This window comes from Paenibacillus sp. OAE614, assembly GCF_040546645.1.
Taxonomy (GTDB): domain Bacteria; phylum Bacillota; class Bacilli; order Paenibacillales; family Paenibacillaceae; genus Paenibacillus_AQ; species Paenibacillus_AQ favisporus.
Genome location: NZ_JBEPOD010000001.1, coordinates 5,320,533 through 5,335,559, shown reverse-complemented (window position 1 = coordinate 5,335,559; position 15,027 = coordinate 5,320,533). Strand labels below are relative to the sequence as shown.

The window sequence follows — 15,027 nt, the reverse complement described above, 5'->3', positions numbered from 1 at the left end:
TCATCTACAAAAAACCTGCTGATTCACGACAAGCTGAGGTCGTGAATCGGCAGGTTTTTTGCTGCCTAACTATCGGATGGATGACCGCCATGGCTGAACGTTTCAACCGTTTGTAAGATTTTTAACCGTAAACCATATTTCTGCATAATGGAACAGGCTAACGCCATATGATTTCTGCAGTATGATGAAGCCGATGTTTTTTGCTTGATCAAACCGATAACTTGAATCATAGGAGGTTAGTCCATTGGAAATCCCAATCACAGGTTTGCTGTTTCATTCTGAAGGTTCCGGTTCCGAACATCATCACAGCCTGCTTATTACTTCGTGGGATGGAAGGCCGGTCCGGGTCCATGTTCATCCGATTTCAGGTGATACTTCGTTTGACGTGGGGCACTATCATCACTACGCCGGAACAACAGAACCTGCCCCCAGCGGCGTTCCCCATGTCCACCGTTATCATGTGGAAACATCTTTTAATGATCAGCATGTTCATTATATTCAAGGGACGACGGGACCGGCCATTCCTTTGCCGGGAGGCGGGCATTATCACGATTTTGCGGGTTATACCACCGTTAACGGCAGAATCCCGCACTCGCATCGGTACGGAGGCAGAACAGGGAACGAAGAGGAGGATTAAGCCGATCCGCTATACTTTCACGATCTTCCACAGGCTCCCGGTTCCAGGAGTCGGGTTATGCTTACCCATCAGGCCAAAATCGACAAGGTACAGCTCATTTCCTTCGGCATTAAATTTGACATCAATGGGCCGGATCGGCCCTTGTTTCGTGGATTCGCCAAGCGGATTGGTCAGAAAGTTGGAAATTTGCCCGGTATCCAGGTTGACTTTAACCACTTTGAATCCAGGAAGTTCCTCGGTTTTTTCAAAACCGGATTCTCCAAACTGGGCGACATACAGCTCCCCTGGACTGCCGAAATCAGCGTTTGCACAAATATCAAATTTCATGGAAGCGCTATGCGGCTGCAGACGGGCCAGTGGTTGAGCGGCAAGCGGAGGATGGTTACGGATAAGAAAGGCAGGCTTCGCTTGTTCCGCGGCATGAAAGTGGGGGAGGGTTACGGGCAAACCGCTAAACAGCTCCGGAAATCCGTACCATCCCCCTGGGGTGACCTCCCAAATCTTATCCCAATCAAGCCTGATTTGCCGGCTCCCCCGCGGATCCGCGCCATGGTCCGTTACGATCAGTTTCCCGTTAATTGGGGAAAATCTTAAACCGAACGTATTCCGGAAGCCGTCTGCGACGATCTGTAGGTGGCTTCCGTCAGGATTACAGCGGTAGATGACCCCGTTAGCCAACAATCGGCCTTTGACGATGTCCCCTTTTTTGCTCGGAACACCAAAGGCATGGTATGCCCCCGTTACTGCTGCCGCTGGTTGATCGGATAGCGGATCCCGGGTAATAAAATTGGTGCCGATCAATTCCAAGTCTCTGGCCGGCATATCGTGAAATTGCGGGTGATGCTTCAGGATCAGCATATTATCCAGCCCTACAACAGCCGAATTCGTGGCGGTACCAACGGAAAAGTACAGTTTGCCGTCAGGGCCGAACAGAATGTCTCCGGTAAAATGGTCCCCGCATGTGCGCAGCCCGCTGACAATCGTTTGCCTGCTGCCGTTCGGCGATACTCGAATAATTTCCCCGCATCCGTCTGCCGGCTTTTCCCCTAAATTTCCTGCAGCTACATACAAATCCCCATGATGCCAGGCAATGCCTGTCACAGGACCTCCAAATCCTGAGGCGATTTCCGTAAAGGAGCCATCCGATTCCAGGCGGAGCACGCGGCCCTTTCCTGGTTCAGTCCCGTAAGCAAACCCGGCTTCGGCAACATAGACCGCTCCTTGGGGGTCAAATGTCATAACGGTCGGGAACGTGAGTCCTGTGGCGATCCGCGTTAACCGGTACCCCTTTTCCAATATGTAATCAGGTTTTTGCGTTTCGTGTTGGGGTTTGAAAAGCTGACCAAATGCCGCTTTTAATTCCGTAAGCGTATTGACCTGCGCCAGCTGTGACTTTATCAAGTCTTCGATCCCCAATGAATACGAGGAAACCGGCAAAAAGTAATCGTGATAGCTGATGTACTCCTGTAATAATTCATACTCCCGCTGATGGAGTTCTTTGATACAGTCCAGAAGCAGATTATACCTTATATTCACCGTTGCAGAAGGACTGGATACCCCAAGTGAAGCAGCGAGCTTCCTCAATGCATCCAATTGCTGTTCCTGCTTGTTCAGCAAATCGTTCAGCGGTGCCTTCAGTTTGGGAAATGGGTTATTCTCTTGAAGATGCCGGTACAGAAAATAATTGACCCATTCCCAGTGATACTGCTTTTGAACCATTCCCTGCGGTACATATTCGTTCATTGATACACTCCTCCTCGATCCTCCAAAAGGAAAGTGGTGTTCAGGATGTCGCTAGATTTCCAGACTAAGGCTTGTAATGTATATTCCATTCCTGATTTCAATAGAAGGTTCATGACTGAATGAAAATATGGTCATTTCCCGGAAAATATTTGTCGGACGGCAGCCCATTTTGCAGCAGGCTCTCATCAAGGGCTGATGCTAAAAACAGCGGTGGACTAGGACTGGAAGTGCAGTCTTAGATTGCCGCTGTTTTCTGTTTTCAGCAGGGGTGAACCATTTAACCGCAAAAGAAATCTCGTTAAACCAAGTTTGTTTTTGCTGAATGTACACCGTTTCTTATTCTTCAAGCACCTGTATTTTCGGCAAAGTATTTTTATTAGCAAATTACATTGACAGTCATAGTAGTATATCGTATCATGCAGATATGGAGGTGATTACATGAAAGACAACAAAATCACATCCGACCTGCTGCGAGGCCATACCGACACGATGATTTTACGACTCTTATCCGAAGCCGACTGCTACGGTTATGAAATTGTCAAGCTGATTGCCGAGCGTTCGGGCGGTGAGTATGAATTAAAGGAAGCCACGATGTACTCCAGCGTTCGGCGGCTTGAAGGTGACGGTGATATCGAGTGGTATTGGGGCGGTGAATCGCAGGGCGGACGGCGCAAGTATTTTCGGATGACCGAGAAGGGCAAGGCAACTTATGAACGCAATCAAAGCAACTGGAAGTACGCCAAGCGGGTGCTTGAAAACTTATTATAAGGAGAGATGATGGGATGAACGAGAAATTGACGAATTATCTGAACGAGGTTTTTGCTGCATACGAAGGGGTGAGAAGCGTCAGCGAATTAAAGGCCGACCTGCACTCCGATCTGCAGGAGCGGTTCCGTGAGCTGAAAGCCGAGGGCAAGGACGATGAGACGGCTTTGGAGATGACCATCGACAGTATCGGCGACATTGAGCAAACCGTACTGGAGGTGGCAAACCTTTCCCGTTCGCTGGAGCGGCAGGTGCTGACCAACCTCAGTGCGAGCAACTTGGCCGAAAGCGACTTTGCGGGCGTTACCGCACATAAGGGGAAATTCACATCAAGCACGCTCCGAGGCTCCGACTTCACGAATGCGGATTTGACCGGCAGTTCATTTAAGAGCAGCGATGTGAAGGATGCCCGTTTTGACGGCGCAAACCTGACCGACTGCAACCTGACCACCCTGGACCTGGCCAATGCAAGCTTTAACCAATCCACTCTTGTACGAACGAACTTCAGCAAGTCGTGGCTGGCCGGAGCCACATTCACAGGCGTTCACCTGACCGACGTCAGCCTGACGATGACCGCTCTCACCAAAACCGTCTTTGATAATTGTGTATTCGACGGGGTGGACTTCACATCATCCGATCTGACAGGGCAGCGCTTCGATGGTCAAATCTTCATTGGCGTCAAGTTCGACAGAGCCGGGTTGAAGGAAGTTTCGTTCAAGGGCGCTACGCTCAAAAATGTGTCTTTTCAAGGGTCGTTGTTGTCCAAGAAATATTACCGCGCCGTTAAAACGATCTGCTTTGACGGGGCGACGATGGATAAGTTGACCTTTGCCGCACTCAAGGGCATGGATGCCGATTTGTCAAAAGTTACGGTGATCTGAAAAGGAGGAGAAGATATGCCAAACAAATCGATTCAAGTCAAAGGACTGCAAAAATCCTACAAACAGCAGCAAGTTCTAAAAGGTGTGGATTTTGAGGTGGATCAGGGAAGCATTTTCGCCCTGCTCGGCTCCAACGGGGCGGGTAAGACGACAACCGTAAAAATCCTTACCACGCTGCTTAAGCCTGACGGCGGAACCGCCACCGTCAACGGATTCGATGTCACCTCAAAGCCGGACCATGTACGGCAGTCGATCAGTTTGACCGGTCAGTTTGCCGCCGTGGACGAAAATTTGACAGGGCAGGAAAATCTCATCATGATCGCCAAGCTGCGGCATCTCGCAGCTCCGCGTGTGGTCGCACGCGATCTGCTTATGCGCTTCGGCTTAACGGATGCCGCGAACCGGAGAGTATCTGCTTATTCGGGAGGGATGCGCCGCAGGCTCGACCTCGCCATGAGCCTGATCGGAAAACCGCAGATCATTTTCCTTGACGAGCCGACGACCGGGCTTGATCCCGAGGCGCGCATCGAGGTGTGGAAGATCGTCAAGGAGCTTGCCGAAGGCGGCACGACCGTATTCCTGACCACGCAGTATCTGGAGGAAGCTGAACAGCTTGCCGATCGAATCGCCATTCTGCATGAGGGCAAGATTATCGCGGGCGGCACGCTCGCGGAGCTGAAAAAGCTGTTCCCGCCTGCAAAGGTAGAGTACGTTGAAAAACAGCCGTCATTGGAAGACATATTTCTTGCCATCGTTGGCAAAAAGGAGGAAAAGTAAATGGAAGCGGTAAAGAAGCATTACTTCAGCGATATGGGTGTGATGCTCGGACGTTCCATGCGCCATATTTTCCGCAGCTGGGACACCATTATCACGGTCACGATCATGCCGATCGCATTTATGCTGCTGTTCGTTTATGTATTCGGAGGCGCCATTCAAACCGGCACGGATAACTATGTAAATTATTTGCTGCCAGGCATTTTGCTGATTGCCATTGCAAGCGGAATTTCTTATACGGCGTACCGCCTGTTTATCGATGTGCAGCGGGGCATATTCGAGCGGTTCCACTCCATGCCGATTGCCCGTTCCACCATGCTGTGGGGACATGTGATCAGCTCGCTGGTATCCAATGCCATATCGGTGGTCGTCATCATTCTTGTTGCGCTATTAATGGGCTTTCGTTCGTCGGCCGGGCTGCTGCCATGGCTTGCCGTAGCCGGCATACTGATGCTGTTTACACTGGCGTTAACGTGGGTCGCGGCGATTGCCGGGTTGTCCGCCAAATCCGTGGATGGAGCAAGCGCCTTTTCCTATCCGATTATCTTCCTGCCGTTCATCAGCTCCGCGTTTGTGCCGACCGATTCGATGCCCCGGGTCGTTCGCGCCTTTGCCGACAACCAGCCGGTGACCTCGATTGTAGAAGCGATCCGTTCGCTGCTGTCAGGTCAGCCTGTGGGCAATGATATCTGGGTCGCTCTTGCATGGTGCGTCGGAATCATGCTCGTGGCATATGTTTTTGCAATGAGAGCATATAAGAAACGGGTGTGATATCCGTAAATCCCCGCTTATCTCAAGCTGCTGCCTACCATCCGGCTTTGTTTGTCCCTGCCCCATTTGGGGTAAAAAGTGTAAATAAACAAAAGCTGCCGTTCTAGACGGATAATGCACCATGATCAGGGAATATTAGGCAGTGGACATGAAGACAGCGGGGTGAATGTGCAATGAAGGAAATACCGGAGCAGCACGTTAAGCTGCATGGGTTTAACAACCTGACGAAGTCGCTCAGCTTTAATATGTATGATATCTGCTTTACGCGGACCAAAGAAGAGCGCGAGGCTTACCTGGAATACATCGATGAGCAGTATAATGCGGAGCGTCTGACGACGATTCTGAAGACGGTGTCGGATATTATCGGGGCTCACGTGCTGAATATAGCCAAACAGGATTACGTGCCGCAGGGGGCGAGCGTGACAATTCTCGTCTCCGAAGGGCCGGTGGTGGAGGTTCCACAGGAGTCTTATTCCGAATCGCCCGGGCCCCTGCCGGATTCAGTCGTCATGGCCTTGGATAAAAGCCATATTACGGTTCATACGTATCCGGAGTTCCATCCGGACGAGGGCATCAGCACCTTCCGGGCCGATATCGACGTATCGACCTGCGGGGAGATTTCGCCGCTGAAGGCGCTGAACTATCTCATTCATTCTTTTGACACGGATATTATGACCATCGACTACCGGGTTCGCGGATTTACGCGCGATATTAACGGCCATAAGCTGTTCATCGACCACGATATCAATTCGATCCAGAACTATATCCCGGATGAGGTGAAGGATATGTACGACATGATCGACGTGAACGTGTATCAGGAGCATATCTTTCATACGAAATGCAAGCTGCGGGAATTTGACCTGGACAATTACTTGTTCGGCTATACGAAGGATACGCTGAGCGAGAGCGAGCAGGAAGAAATCACGGAGCGGATTACACTGGAAATGGACGAGATTTATTACGGCAAAAATTTGGTGTGAGGCAGATGAACCTGGTGCGGAAGTGATGAAGTTAAATTCGATAAGGCGATGAAGTCATGAAAGAGAATAAAAGCCTAACTACGCTGGCAATGAGGCGCTGTGCTCACATAGGGGTACGGCGCTTTTATTTTGCTGGCGGCAGTTATTTGAAAATGCTGATCAAGATGGAGATCACCGCAAACAGGGCGATGCCGGACATAAAAAAGTAGCCGAAGTACCGGATCGGGGCGGGGAGCTGGTCCATATTGACCTTTTTGGGCGGGCCGCCGCCTTCGATGGTTTGTATGTTTCTGAGCTGCTCGTCAACATAACTTTCATGATCAAGGGTCGCAGCGGTTTCGCTCGCGGGCTGCGTTTCGTGAACTGCGGGCTTTCCTTGCGGACTGGCGGAACGGGATCGGTTGGGGTCCATGGGGGTCAGCTCCTTTTTTGTTTAAAATTACATTTAATTTCCATTATTGTAACATACGGGGGATGGAAAAGCATCTTCAGCCGGATAGTAAAAAAAAGACTGGATCTGTGGGAAAGCCACGTGGATCCTGTCTTTTTTAGTAGAAGAGAGCCCGTTGAGAAAATTCATGATTGTACACGAGGGGGCGATCTCGTTGCCGTGATGCGGGATTAAACCTTTTATGGCTGAGATGTGCCAGACTCGGCGCCTGCCGGATCGGGCGTGCTTGGCTCGGACGAGTCAGGATCAGCGCTTCCGGGATTGGACGTGTCTGGATCGGACGAACCTGAGGCGGTATCACCTGAATCGGCCGGGACCGGATTGGACGGTTCAGGATCCGTGCTGCCCGGAACAACGGAACCCGGGTCGGTCGAATCCGACTCGGCTGGACCGGTCTCTTCGCTTATGCTGTTAACCGGTTTTGGGACGTAAGGTTTGACGACCAGAAGGGAGGCGGCGGCTGTCTGTCCGTTATATTCGGCCTTAATACTCGTCAGGCCCGGTGCCAGCCCGATAATATTACCCTCTTCGTCAATGGATGCGATCTCGGGATTCTCGATTGAAAATCGGGTCTCTTTGGTCACCGGAAGGACGGTGCCGTCCGGTTTTTTCAACAAAGCGACGATATCAATCATGTCGTTTACCGTCACGGAATACTCGCTGTCATCCAGGAAAAATTCACCTTCGCCGGGCTGCTCGCCTTGAGATACGAGCTTGAACTTCGTGAGCTGAAGATAAGCGGAGGACTCGATACTGTTTAAATATACAAACCCGCCGCCTTGAAGAAGGGCTGCGTGATTGAAATTTCCCGTATACCCGGGGATCTCCTGGCGCAGGACATCCATGGTTTTCCCTTCGGCGTTAAGCTTCAGGATCACATGATCATCGCTCGTTTGATCTTTGCCGAGTACCAGATAACCATCGTCTACCTGGCTCATTTGCAAGAACGAAATATCGTCCAATTCCCGCGAGGAATCGGTTAATCTCAGGTTCCACAGCGTATTTCCGGAACGGTCAATTTCCCAGAGGCCTTCGGCATTCAGCATGATATAGCCCTTCCCGTCAGCCGAGGGTATGATCTGCTTGTAATCCAGCCTCCCCCAGTCCGAAGTCTCTTTTATGCGTTTGGATATCAGGTTTCCGGAAGCATTATATTTGACCAACAAAGGATAGTATGTAGAGGAATCATAGTATCTGCCTACCACCCAAAAACCGCCGTCCGAAGTCTCGGCAGCAGCGTTGAAAACTTGACCATCCCTAAAATCGGTCGGTCCGCCCCCGCTGTAACGAAATGTATGGTCCCATTGCATATTGCCGTCTTTGTCCGTTTTGAAGACGTAGGCAGGAGCCGTATCGGAGCGGTTATAGGTGGAGGACGTCACGATAAAACCGCCGTCGCTCGTTTCCTGGACGCTGTTGACCGGATTTGCGAAGACGGTGCTGTAGGCCCGGTTCCATTCCACTTGTCCCGTGGACGACAACTTAAGGAGGTATGCCCGATAAAGGGGCCCGCCATTGGAACGGTCATCGAGGGCTGCACCAATGATATATCCTCCGTCCCGGGTCTGTTGAATGTCGTACCCGTGATACGCTTCCGTGACGTAATGATCGTCGAAAAAGTCCGTCTCCCACTCGGTGCCGCCGCTTGCATCCGTTTTGATCACATGAAGACTGGTGGGACCAAAGGTACGGCTCGTGAGGTCGCTGAGCATGACAAAGCCGCCATCGGCCGTCGGCGCCACATGATCCGGCGTATTGTAGTTCGTGGAATCCCCGTACAATTGGGTCCATTCCACTTCTAGCTGGGAAGAGCTTATGTCCGCATAACTTGTAGCGGTCTGGCTCACCCATAGACAAATTCCTGTCACCAAAGCCATCAACATCATCGCCGGCTTGCGCAAGGCTGTCGTCAATCTGCAACACTCCTTTAGCATTGGTAATATGATCAAATTCTATTGTGCGGCAGGAGCAGGCTGCCCAACAGGTGCGCTGTAACCATTCTGCATATGAGGTTTGTCTTATTTTCAAGTTAGCTGGAAACCGCGGCATCAGGCATTCGACATTTACCTTGGAAACAGAAAATAGCTGCAAAAATGCAGCTATTGTGTCCATTCTTACCTGTTATTCAGCGACCTCGTTTAGATGATTTTTCTCCGCACCCATCCCGAAATGAGATCTGTCAGGATGACCAGGACGATGATCCCCAGTAAAATGATGCCCACACGGTTCCAGTTGCGCACCTGCAGCGCGAAAATCAGCGGGGTCCCGATGCCTCCGGCACCGACCAGACCGAGGGTCGTGGCAGAGCGGATGTTGATCTCGAACCGGTACAGCGAGTAGGAAAGGAACTGCGGGATGACCTGCGGCAGCACCGCATACCGAAGCACCTGCAGGCGGTTCGCCCCGGACGCGATCAGGGCCTCCTCCGGCCCGCGGTCGATGCTCTCGATCGTCTCCGAGTAGAGTTTGCCCAGCATGCCGACGGAATGGATGCCCAAGGCAAGAACGCCGGCAAAGGAGCCGGGACCGACGGCTTTAATGAACAGAATCGCCACGATAATCTCCGGGAACACCCGGATGACGCTCAGAACCAGCTTGCCGATGCCGGACAGCGCGAGACCGCGGCTCATATTGCTGGAAGCCCAGAAAGCGAACGGAATGCAGACGACGGCTGCAACGATGGTGCCGAGGACGGAGATGACGAGCGTATCGAGCAGACCCCGAAGCAGATCCTCTCCGTCCGGAATATACACAAAAGACCAATCCGGATGCAGGAAGCCGGTCAGGATGGACTTGGAGACGGTGCCCGCCGTCCCTTGAATCCCTTCAAAGTGCATCCCCTGGATGGACCACCAGTAGACGGCAATCACCACCAGCGTGACCAGTCCTAAACGGATGCGTGAGCGAAGTGCCGAGCCGGCTGACACCAGCGTGCCGGACGGCGGCAAAGATGTGTTACGGTTCATAATAATCTCCTCCGAATCAGCGCGCTGCCGTAATCGATGATCAGAACGATGACGAGGGTCAGCAGGATGATGATGCAGGCGCGGTCGTACCGGAACAAGCCGAGGGAGCGGTCGAGCAGGAGGCCGATACCGCCCGCACCGACAAGCCCGAGCACGGCGGCTGCGCGCACGTTCACCTCAAACGTATACAGCAGATACGACATAAAATAGGGCAGTGCCTGCGGGATAACGGCATACCGGATGATCTGCAGCCGGTTTCCGCCGACGGCCGACATCGCCTCCAGCGGCCCCGGGTCGATCGCTTCGATGGCCTCGAACGTCAGCTTGGCGATAATGCCGAAGGAGAAAAAGACGAGCGCCAGCATTCCTGCAAATGGGCCGATGCCGAACACGGCGACGAATATGGCCGCGAACAGCAGGTCAGGAACGGTGCGGACGAGGTTCAGCACCATCCGTACCGGCAGCGAGACGAAGCGGCTGACGCGCAGATTGGACGCGGACAGCAGCGCCACCGGAATCGCCAGCAGCCCGCCGAGGGAGGTGCCGAGCACGGCGATCTGCACGGTTTCCATCATCGGGGCCCATATCGTGGGCAGATAGCTCCAATCCGGCGGGAACATTTCCGCCAGGAGGCCGCCCATCTGCGGCAGGCCGGTGATGAGCTGGTAGGGGGTGACCTCGGTGCGGATCGAGCAGGCGATGAGGATTGCGATCAGGACGATCCACCCCGCGTACCGCTTGTATTTCGGCGGCGGAGCCATCCCGGGAAGGGAGGCCGGCTGCAGCGGCCCTGCCTGAGGCGCCGCCTTCATGACACGCCTCCCAGCAGCTCGTCTTTGAGGACCGGCCGCCCATAGATTTCAGCCAGCGCCTCGTCTGTTGCCTCCTCCGGGGTACCGTCGAAAACGACCTCGCCGGCGCGTAGCCCGATGATCCGGGTCGCATACTCCCGGGCCAGGTCGATAAAATGAAGGTTGATCACGGTCGTAATGTTCATCTCGCGGTTGATCCGCTTCAGGTCGTCCATGACCTGGCGGGTGGTGAGCGGGTCCAGCGAGGCGACGGGCTCGTCCGCGAGAATGACCCGGGCCTCCTGCGCGAGCGCGCGGGCGATCGAGACGCGCTGCTGCTGGCCGCCGGACAGCTGGTCGGCGCGGACGTAGGCTTTTTCACGGATGTTGACGCGGTTCAGAGCTTCGAGCGCGATGGCGACGTCCGGCTTCGGAAACCAGCCCAGCATCGTCCGCAGCGTCGAATGGTAGCCGACCCGCCCGGACAGCACGTTGCTGAGCACGCTCTGGCGCTTGATCAGATTGAAGTTTTGGAACACCATGCCGATATCGCGGCGGATCAGCCGAAGCTGGCGGCCGGCAGCGCGGGTGACGGACTGTCCGCCGACGCGGATTTCCCCGGAGGAAATTTCGTTCAGCCGGTTAATGCTGCGCAAAAAGGTGGACTTGCCCGCGCCGGACAGTCCGACGATGACGACAAGCTCACCTTCCTTGATGGTCAGATTAATGTCGCGAAGTCCGACCGTTCCGTTGGGGTACACTTTGGAGACGTGATCGAATTCAATCATGAGATTCCAACTTTCTGTCGTATTTTCAGATAAAACGGGAAAACAACACCGCCATGAAGCCATTGGACGGTGCTGCCCGGTTCATTGTATCTACATTGAAATGATATGCTTGAATTTACTTGATTTCCTGCCCGACGGCTTCGGCGTATTCGCGAACCGGATCGAAGTTTTTGTCATCGCCTTTGGCATAGCCGACATGCGTGTAAATGTCTTTGATGATTTGTGCGCCTTCCGCATCGTTCGTAATGTCGATGAACGCCTGGCTGATTTTGTCCCTCCAGCTTTGGTCCATGTCGTTGCGCACGCTGACCGTATCGTTGGGGATTTTGGCCGTATAGTGAAGGACGCGGGTCTTTTCGAAGACGTCCGGAACGTCCTTTTTCACCGTGTTGCGCGCATCCTGGAATACGGCGACAGCATCAACCTGACCGTTCAGGAGCGCCATAATGGCGGCATCATGCCCTTTGATCGTCACGCCCTGGACGTCTTTGTCCGGATCGATGCCTTCCTTCTTCAGCTCAGCCGCAGGGAATACATAGCCGGCGGAGGAAGTGACGTCCTGCCATCCGATCTTTTTGCCCTTCAAGTCCTGAAGGCTTTGGATCGGCGAATCCTTTTTCACAACGATCATCGCTTTGTAGAAATCGACCTTTTCCGTGGTGTCTTCGCCGGTATCGTCTTTAATGCCGTAGCGCTGCGCCTGAAGCAGCAGGTCGGCGGCTTTCTTTTTGTCGTGGGCCAGTACGTAAGCGTTCGGCGGCAGGAAGCCGACGTCCACCTGCTTGGAAGCCATCGCTTCCACGATCGTGTTATAGTCCGGGGAAACCGTCACATGAACCGGAATGCCGAGACGGTCGCCGAGGAGCTTTTCCAGCGGCTTCGTTTTGGCTTCCAGGGTGTCGGCATTTTGGGATGGAACGAACTGCACGTTCAGTTCTTTGGGCACATAAGCCGTGGCAGCCGCTTCCGCCGTACCCGAGGCCGATGAGGCGGCTGTGCTGCCCGAGTCGCTGCCGCTGGTTTTAGACCCGCATGCCGCTAAGCCGGCAGCCAGGGCCAAGGTCATACTGATGGATAGTACTTTTTTAAACATGGATGATCCCCTCTCCACTTGATTCATCTATTTGGCCAGTAGCGGGTTTAGCCCCGTCTGACAGGAAAGAGCTTATCACACGTTCCAGGGGACAAGGGTTAACGGAGAAGAGGTCTTTTGTAAACGAATGTAAAAATTTAGTACTTCAGAACGGAGGGTCCGGCGTGTTTCTAAGGCGAAAGGTCTACTTCCAATAAGTAGAAACAGGTCCGAAAGGGCGTTTACGTGGAATTAATGGTTTTCCGTTATACTGGAAAATAGGAAGGGCCGGCTTGTTTCAAGCCGGTCGGGAGGAGAGGAGACATCGATGAATATAGTGAACGGGATGATCCCCGATAACAATACAACGGTCAGCCTGCGGATTCTGTCGACGACGGACGTGCATGCCTGCCTGATGGATTATGATTATTACCGGGATCAACGGGATGCCTCCATCGGGCTGGTCCGGACAGCCGCCTTGATTGCAAGCGCAAGGGATGAGGTGCCGAATACGCTGCTCGTGGATAACGGAGACTTGATTCAGGGAACGCCGCTCGGAACGTACGCCGCTAAAAAATATGTCGCCATGAAGCAAGGGCAAGAGCCGTACGTTCACCCCGCAATCCGGGTCATGAATGCGATGGGTTATGACGCGGCAACTTTGGGCAACCATGAATTCAACTATGGACTCAACATGCTGGACGACGTCATTGCCGGAGCGGATTTTCCCTATGTCAACGCCAACGTATATTTCGATGAGGGCGTTGGCCTTGAGCCTGAGGAATGCAGCCGGAACAGGTATAAACCGTATGTCATCTTGGATAAAAGATGCCTGGACGATGCCGGGCAGGACCATCTTATCCGAATTGGGCTCATCGGCTTCGTGCCGCCGCAAATCATGGACTGGGACCAAGCTAACCTTGAAGGCCGGGTGAAGGTAAAGGACATCCTGCTGTCCGCGCTGGAATGGGTTCCGAAGATGAAGGAGGAAGGCGCGGATCTGGTCGTGGCGCTGGCTCATACGGGCTTCGACGGCAAGGTGGCGCTGACGGACGGCAATGCCGAGAACGCGGTGTATCCGCTCAGTTTGGTGCCTGGCATTGATGCGCTGGCCTTTTCCCATACGCATCATGTGTTTCCTGCGGATAAGCATCTGCTGGATGCTTCCTTTAAGGATGAGAGCGGTGAACTCCTTCCGGACATCAATCCGGAAAAGGGGACGATTCACGGCATTCCGGCCGTACAGGCCGGGTTCGGCGCAGGGCATTTGGGCGTGATCGACCTGTCGCTTCAATTTCGGCAGGGGAGATGGCAGGTGGTGCAGGGGACGTCCTCGGTCCGCCGTTTGGAAAAGGAGGAGGATGCGGCACGCGACACGCCGCTTCGAGACGCAGAAATCGCCGAGCTCCTCCGGCAGGACCATGAGGCGACCGTCGCCTATGCCAATGAGCCGATCGGTACCATTCATGCCCCGCTGCACAGCTATTTTTCCCTGGTGCAGGATGACGCCTCCGTTCAGCTCGTCAACCATGCCCAGACGTGGTACGCCCGGCGGATGATTGCGGCTTCCATGCCGGAGCTGCAGCAGCTGCCGGTATTGTCCGTGGGCTCGCCGTTCAAAGCGGGGCGCAACGGTCCCAAGGAATATGCGGATATTCCGGCCGGGCCGATTGCGATCAAGAGCGCGACGGAGCTGTATTTGTATGACAATACGATCAAAGGGGTGCGGATTTCCGGCCGGGCCGTCAAGGAGTGGCTGGAAATGACCGCAGGAGCGTACAATCGCATCGATCTGCTGTCCTCGGAGGAACAGCCGCTGCTGAACCCGCAGTTTTCCGTGTTTAATTTCGACGTGATCAGCGGCATCACGTACGAGATCGACGTAACGCAGCCGGCCAAATATAAGCTGGATGGCAGTCTGAACGACCCGGATGCCAGCAGGATCGTTCGTCTGTGTTACGAAGGGGCTCCCTTGGATCCGGATCAGGAGTTTATCGTGATTTCGAGCAACTATCGGGTCTTTGGCGGCGGCAATTTCCCCGGGATCCGGGAGATGGAGCTGGTCATCGATTCCGAGGATGAATGCCGGCAGGTGCTGATTGACTACATTACGGCATGCGGTGAAATTCCGGCTGAGGCGGAGCCGAACTGGCGCTTCACACCGGTGGAAGGCCCTGTGAATGTCACATTTACGACATCGCCTGACGCGGTGAAATATACTGGAGATTATCCGCACATCCGATATACCGGGCGGCAGAACGATCAAGGCTTCGGCATTTTCAGCCTGGATCTGGGGCGGCGGTCGCCGGAGCGGGAGACGGAGGCCCGGAATCCGGGAAAGATTGGTTTAAAGGAATAAATCCCCTGACGATCCGAAAATGCCCAATATATAATGATAGGATAACGGG

General features: G+C 53.7%; 14 protein-coding genes. 7 read left to right on the top strand and 7 right to left on the bottom strand.

The window, feature by feature from the left end:
- Positions 1 to 244: 244 nt before the first annotated feature.
- Positions 245 to 637 (top strand): YmaF family protein, encoded by a 393-nt coding sequence (locus ABIE48_RS24635; RefSeq protein WP_105444991.1) that lies wholly within the window; start codon positions 245 to 247, stop codon positions 635 to 637.
- 9 nt (positions 638 to 646) lie between these two features.
- On the opposite strand, the gene ABIE48_RS24630 is transcribed toward ABIE48_RS24635, so the two are convergent.
- Positions 647 to 2,380, bottom strand: a complete 1,734-nt coding sequence (locus ABIE48_RS24630) for a PQQ-dependent sugar dehydrogenase (RefSeq protein WP_192717402.1) — start codon at positions 2,378 to 2,380, stop codon at positions 647 to 649.
- Between the two features lie 438 nt (positions 2,381 to 2,818).
- Here ABIE48_RS24630 and ABIE48_RS24625 point away from each other — a divergent pair, with 438 nt between their 5' ends.
- The 5 genes from ABIE48_RS24625 (at position 2,819) to speD (ending at position 6,551) form a co-directional block, all read left to right on the top strand.
- The gene (locus ABIE48_RS24625) at positions 2,819 to 3,148 is read left to right on the top strand and encodes a PadR family transcriptional regulator (RefSeq protein ID WP_192717401.1); all 330 of its coding nucleotides are present in this window, start codon (positions 2,819 to 2,821) and stop codon (positions 3,146 to 3,148) included.
- 14 nt (positions 3,149 to 3,162) lie between these two features.
- A complete protein-coding gene (locus tag ABIE48_RS24620; RefSeq protein ID WP_145029531.1) occupies positions 3,163 to 4,026 on the top strand; it encodes a pentapeptide repeat-containing protein in 864 nt (287 codons plus the stop codon).
- A 15-nt stretch (positions 4,027 to 4,041) separates the two neighbouring features.
- Entirely contained in the window at positions 4,042 to 4,803 is a 762-nt protein-coding gene (locus ABIE48_RS24615; protein WP_192717400.1) for an ABC transporter ATP-binding protein, read from the top strand.
- Complete coding sequence (locus ABIE48_RS24610; protein ID WP_076173584.1) at positions 4,804 to 5,571, top strand: ABC transporter permease; 768 nt, start codon at positions 4,804 to 4,806, stop codon at positions 5,569 to 5,571.
- A gap of 173 nt (positions 5,572 to 5,744) precedes the next feature.
- Positions 5,745 to 6,551, top strand: a complete 807-nt coding sequence (gene speD / locus ABIE48_RS24605; protein ID WP_116234020.1) for an adenosylmethionine decarboxylase — start codon at positions 5,745 to 5,747, stop codon at positions 6,549 to 6,551.
- 142 nt (positions 6,552 to 6,693) lie between these two features.
- On the opposite strand, the gene ABIE48_RS24600 is transcribed toward speD, so the two are convergent.
- The 6 genes from ABIE48_RS24600 to ABIE48_RS24575 all read right to left on the bottom strand — a co-directional run bounded on the left by ABIE48_RS24600 (position 6,694) and on the right by ABIE48_RS24575 (position 12,640).
- Positions 6,694 to 6,963, bottom strand: coding sequence for a hypothetical protein (locus ABIE48_RS24600; RefSeq protein WP_076173586.1), 270 nt, complete (start codon positions 6,961 to 6,963; stop codon positions 6,694 to 6,696).
- Positions 6,964 to 7,181: 218 nt separating this feature from the next.
- Positions 7,182 to 8,915, bottom strand: a complete 1,734-nt coding sequence (locus tag ABIE48_RS24595; protein WP_192717399.1) for a hypothetical protein — start codon at positions 8,913 to 8,915, stop codon at positions 7,182 to 7,184.
- A gap of 225 nt (positions 8,916 to 9,140) precedes the next feature.
- A complete protein-coding gene (phnE, locus tag ABIE48_RS24590; RefSeq protein WP_192717398.1) occupies positions 9,141 to 9,968 on the bottom strand; it encodes a phosphonate ABC transporter, permease protein PhnE in 828 nt (275 codons plus the stop codon).
- The gene (gene phnE / locus ABIE48_RS24585; protein WP_192717397.1) at positions 9,965 to 10,780 is read right to left on the bottom strand and encodes a phosphonate ABC transporter, permease protein PhnE; all 816 of its coding nucleotides are present in this window, start codon (positions 10,778 to 10,780) and stop codon (positions 9,965 to 9,967) included. Before phnE (ABIE48_RS24585) ends, phnE (ABIE48_RS24590) begins: the two co-directional genes overlap by 4 nt.
- Positions 10,777 to 11,547, bottom strand: coding sequence for a phosphonate ABC transporter ATP-binding protein (gene phnC / locus ABIE48_RS24580; protein WP_145029517.1), 771 nt, complete (start codon positions 11,545 to 11,547; stop codon positions 10,777 to 10,779). The genes phnE (ABIE48_RS24585) and phnC overlap by 4 nt, the downstream gene beginning before the upstream one ends.
- 115 nt (positions 11,548 to 11,662) lie before the next feature.
- The gene (locus tag ABIE48_RS24575; protein ID WP_076173590.1) at positions 11,663 to 12,640 is read right to left on the bottom strand and encodes a phosphate/phosphite/phosphonate ABC transporter substrate-binding protein; all 978 of its coding nucleotides are present in this window, start codon (positions 12,638 to 12,640) and stop codon (positions 11,663 to 11,665) included.
- Positions 12,641 to 12,947: 307 nt separating this feature from the next.
- Between ABIE48_RS24575 and ABIE48_RS24570 the strand changes: the two genes are divergently transcribed.
- Positions 12,948 to 14,978, top strand: a complete 2,031-nt coding sequence (locus ABIE48_RS24570; RefSeq protein WP_354519822.1) for a bifunctional 2',3'-cyclic-nucleotide 2'-phosphodiesterase/3'-nucleotidase — start codon at positions 12,948 to 12,950, stop codon at positions 14,976 to 14,978.
- Positions 14,979 to 15,027: the final 49 nt, after the last annotated feature.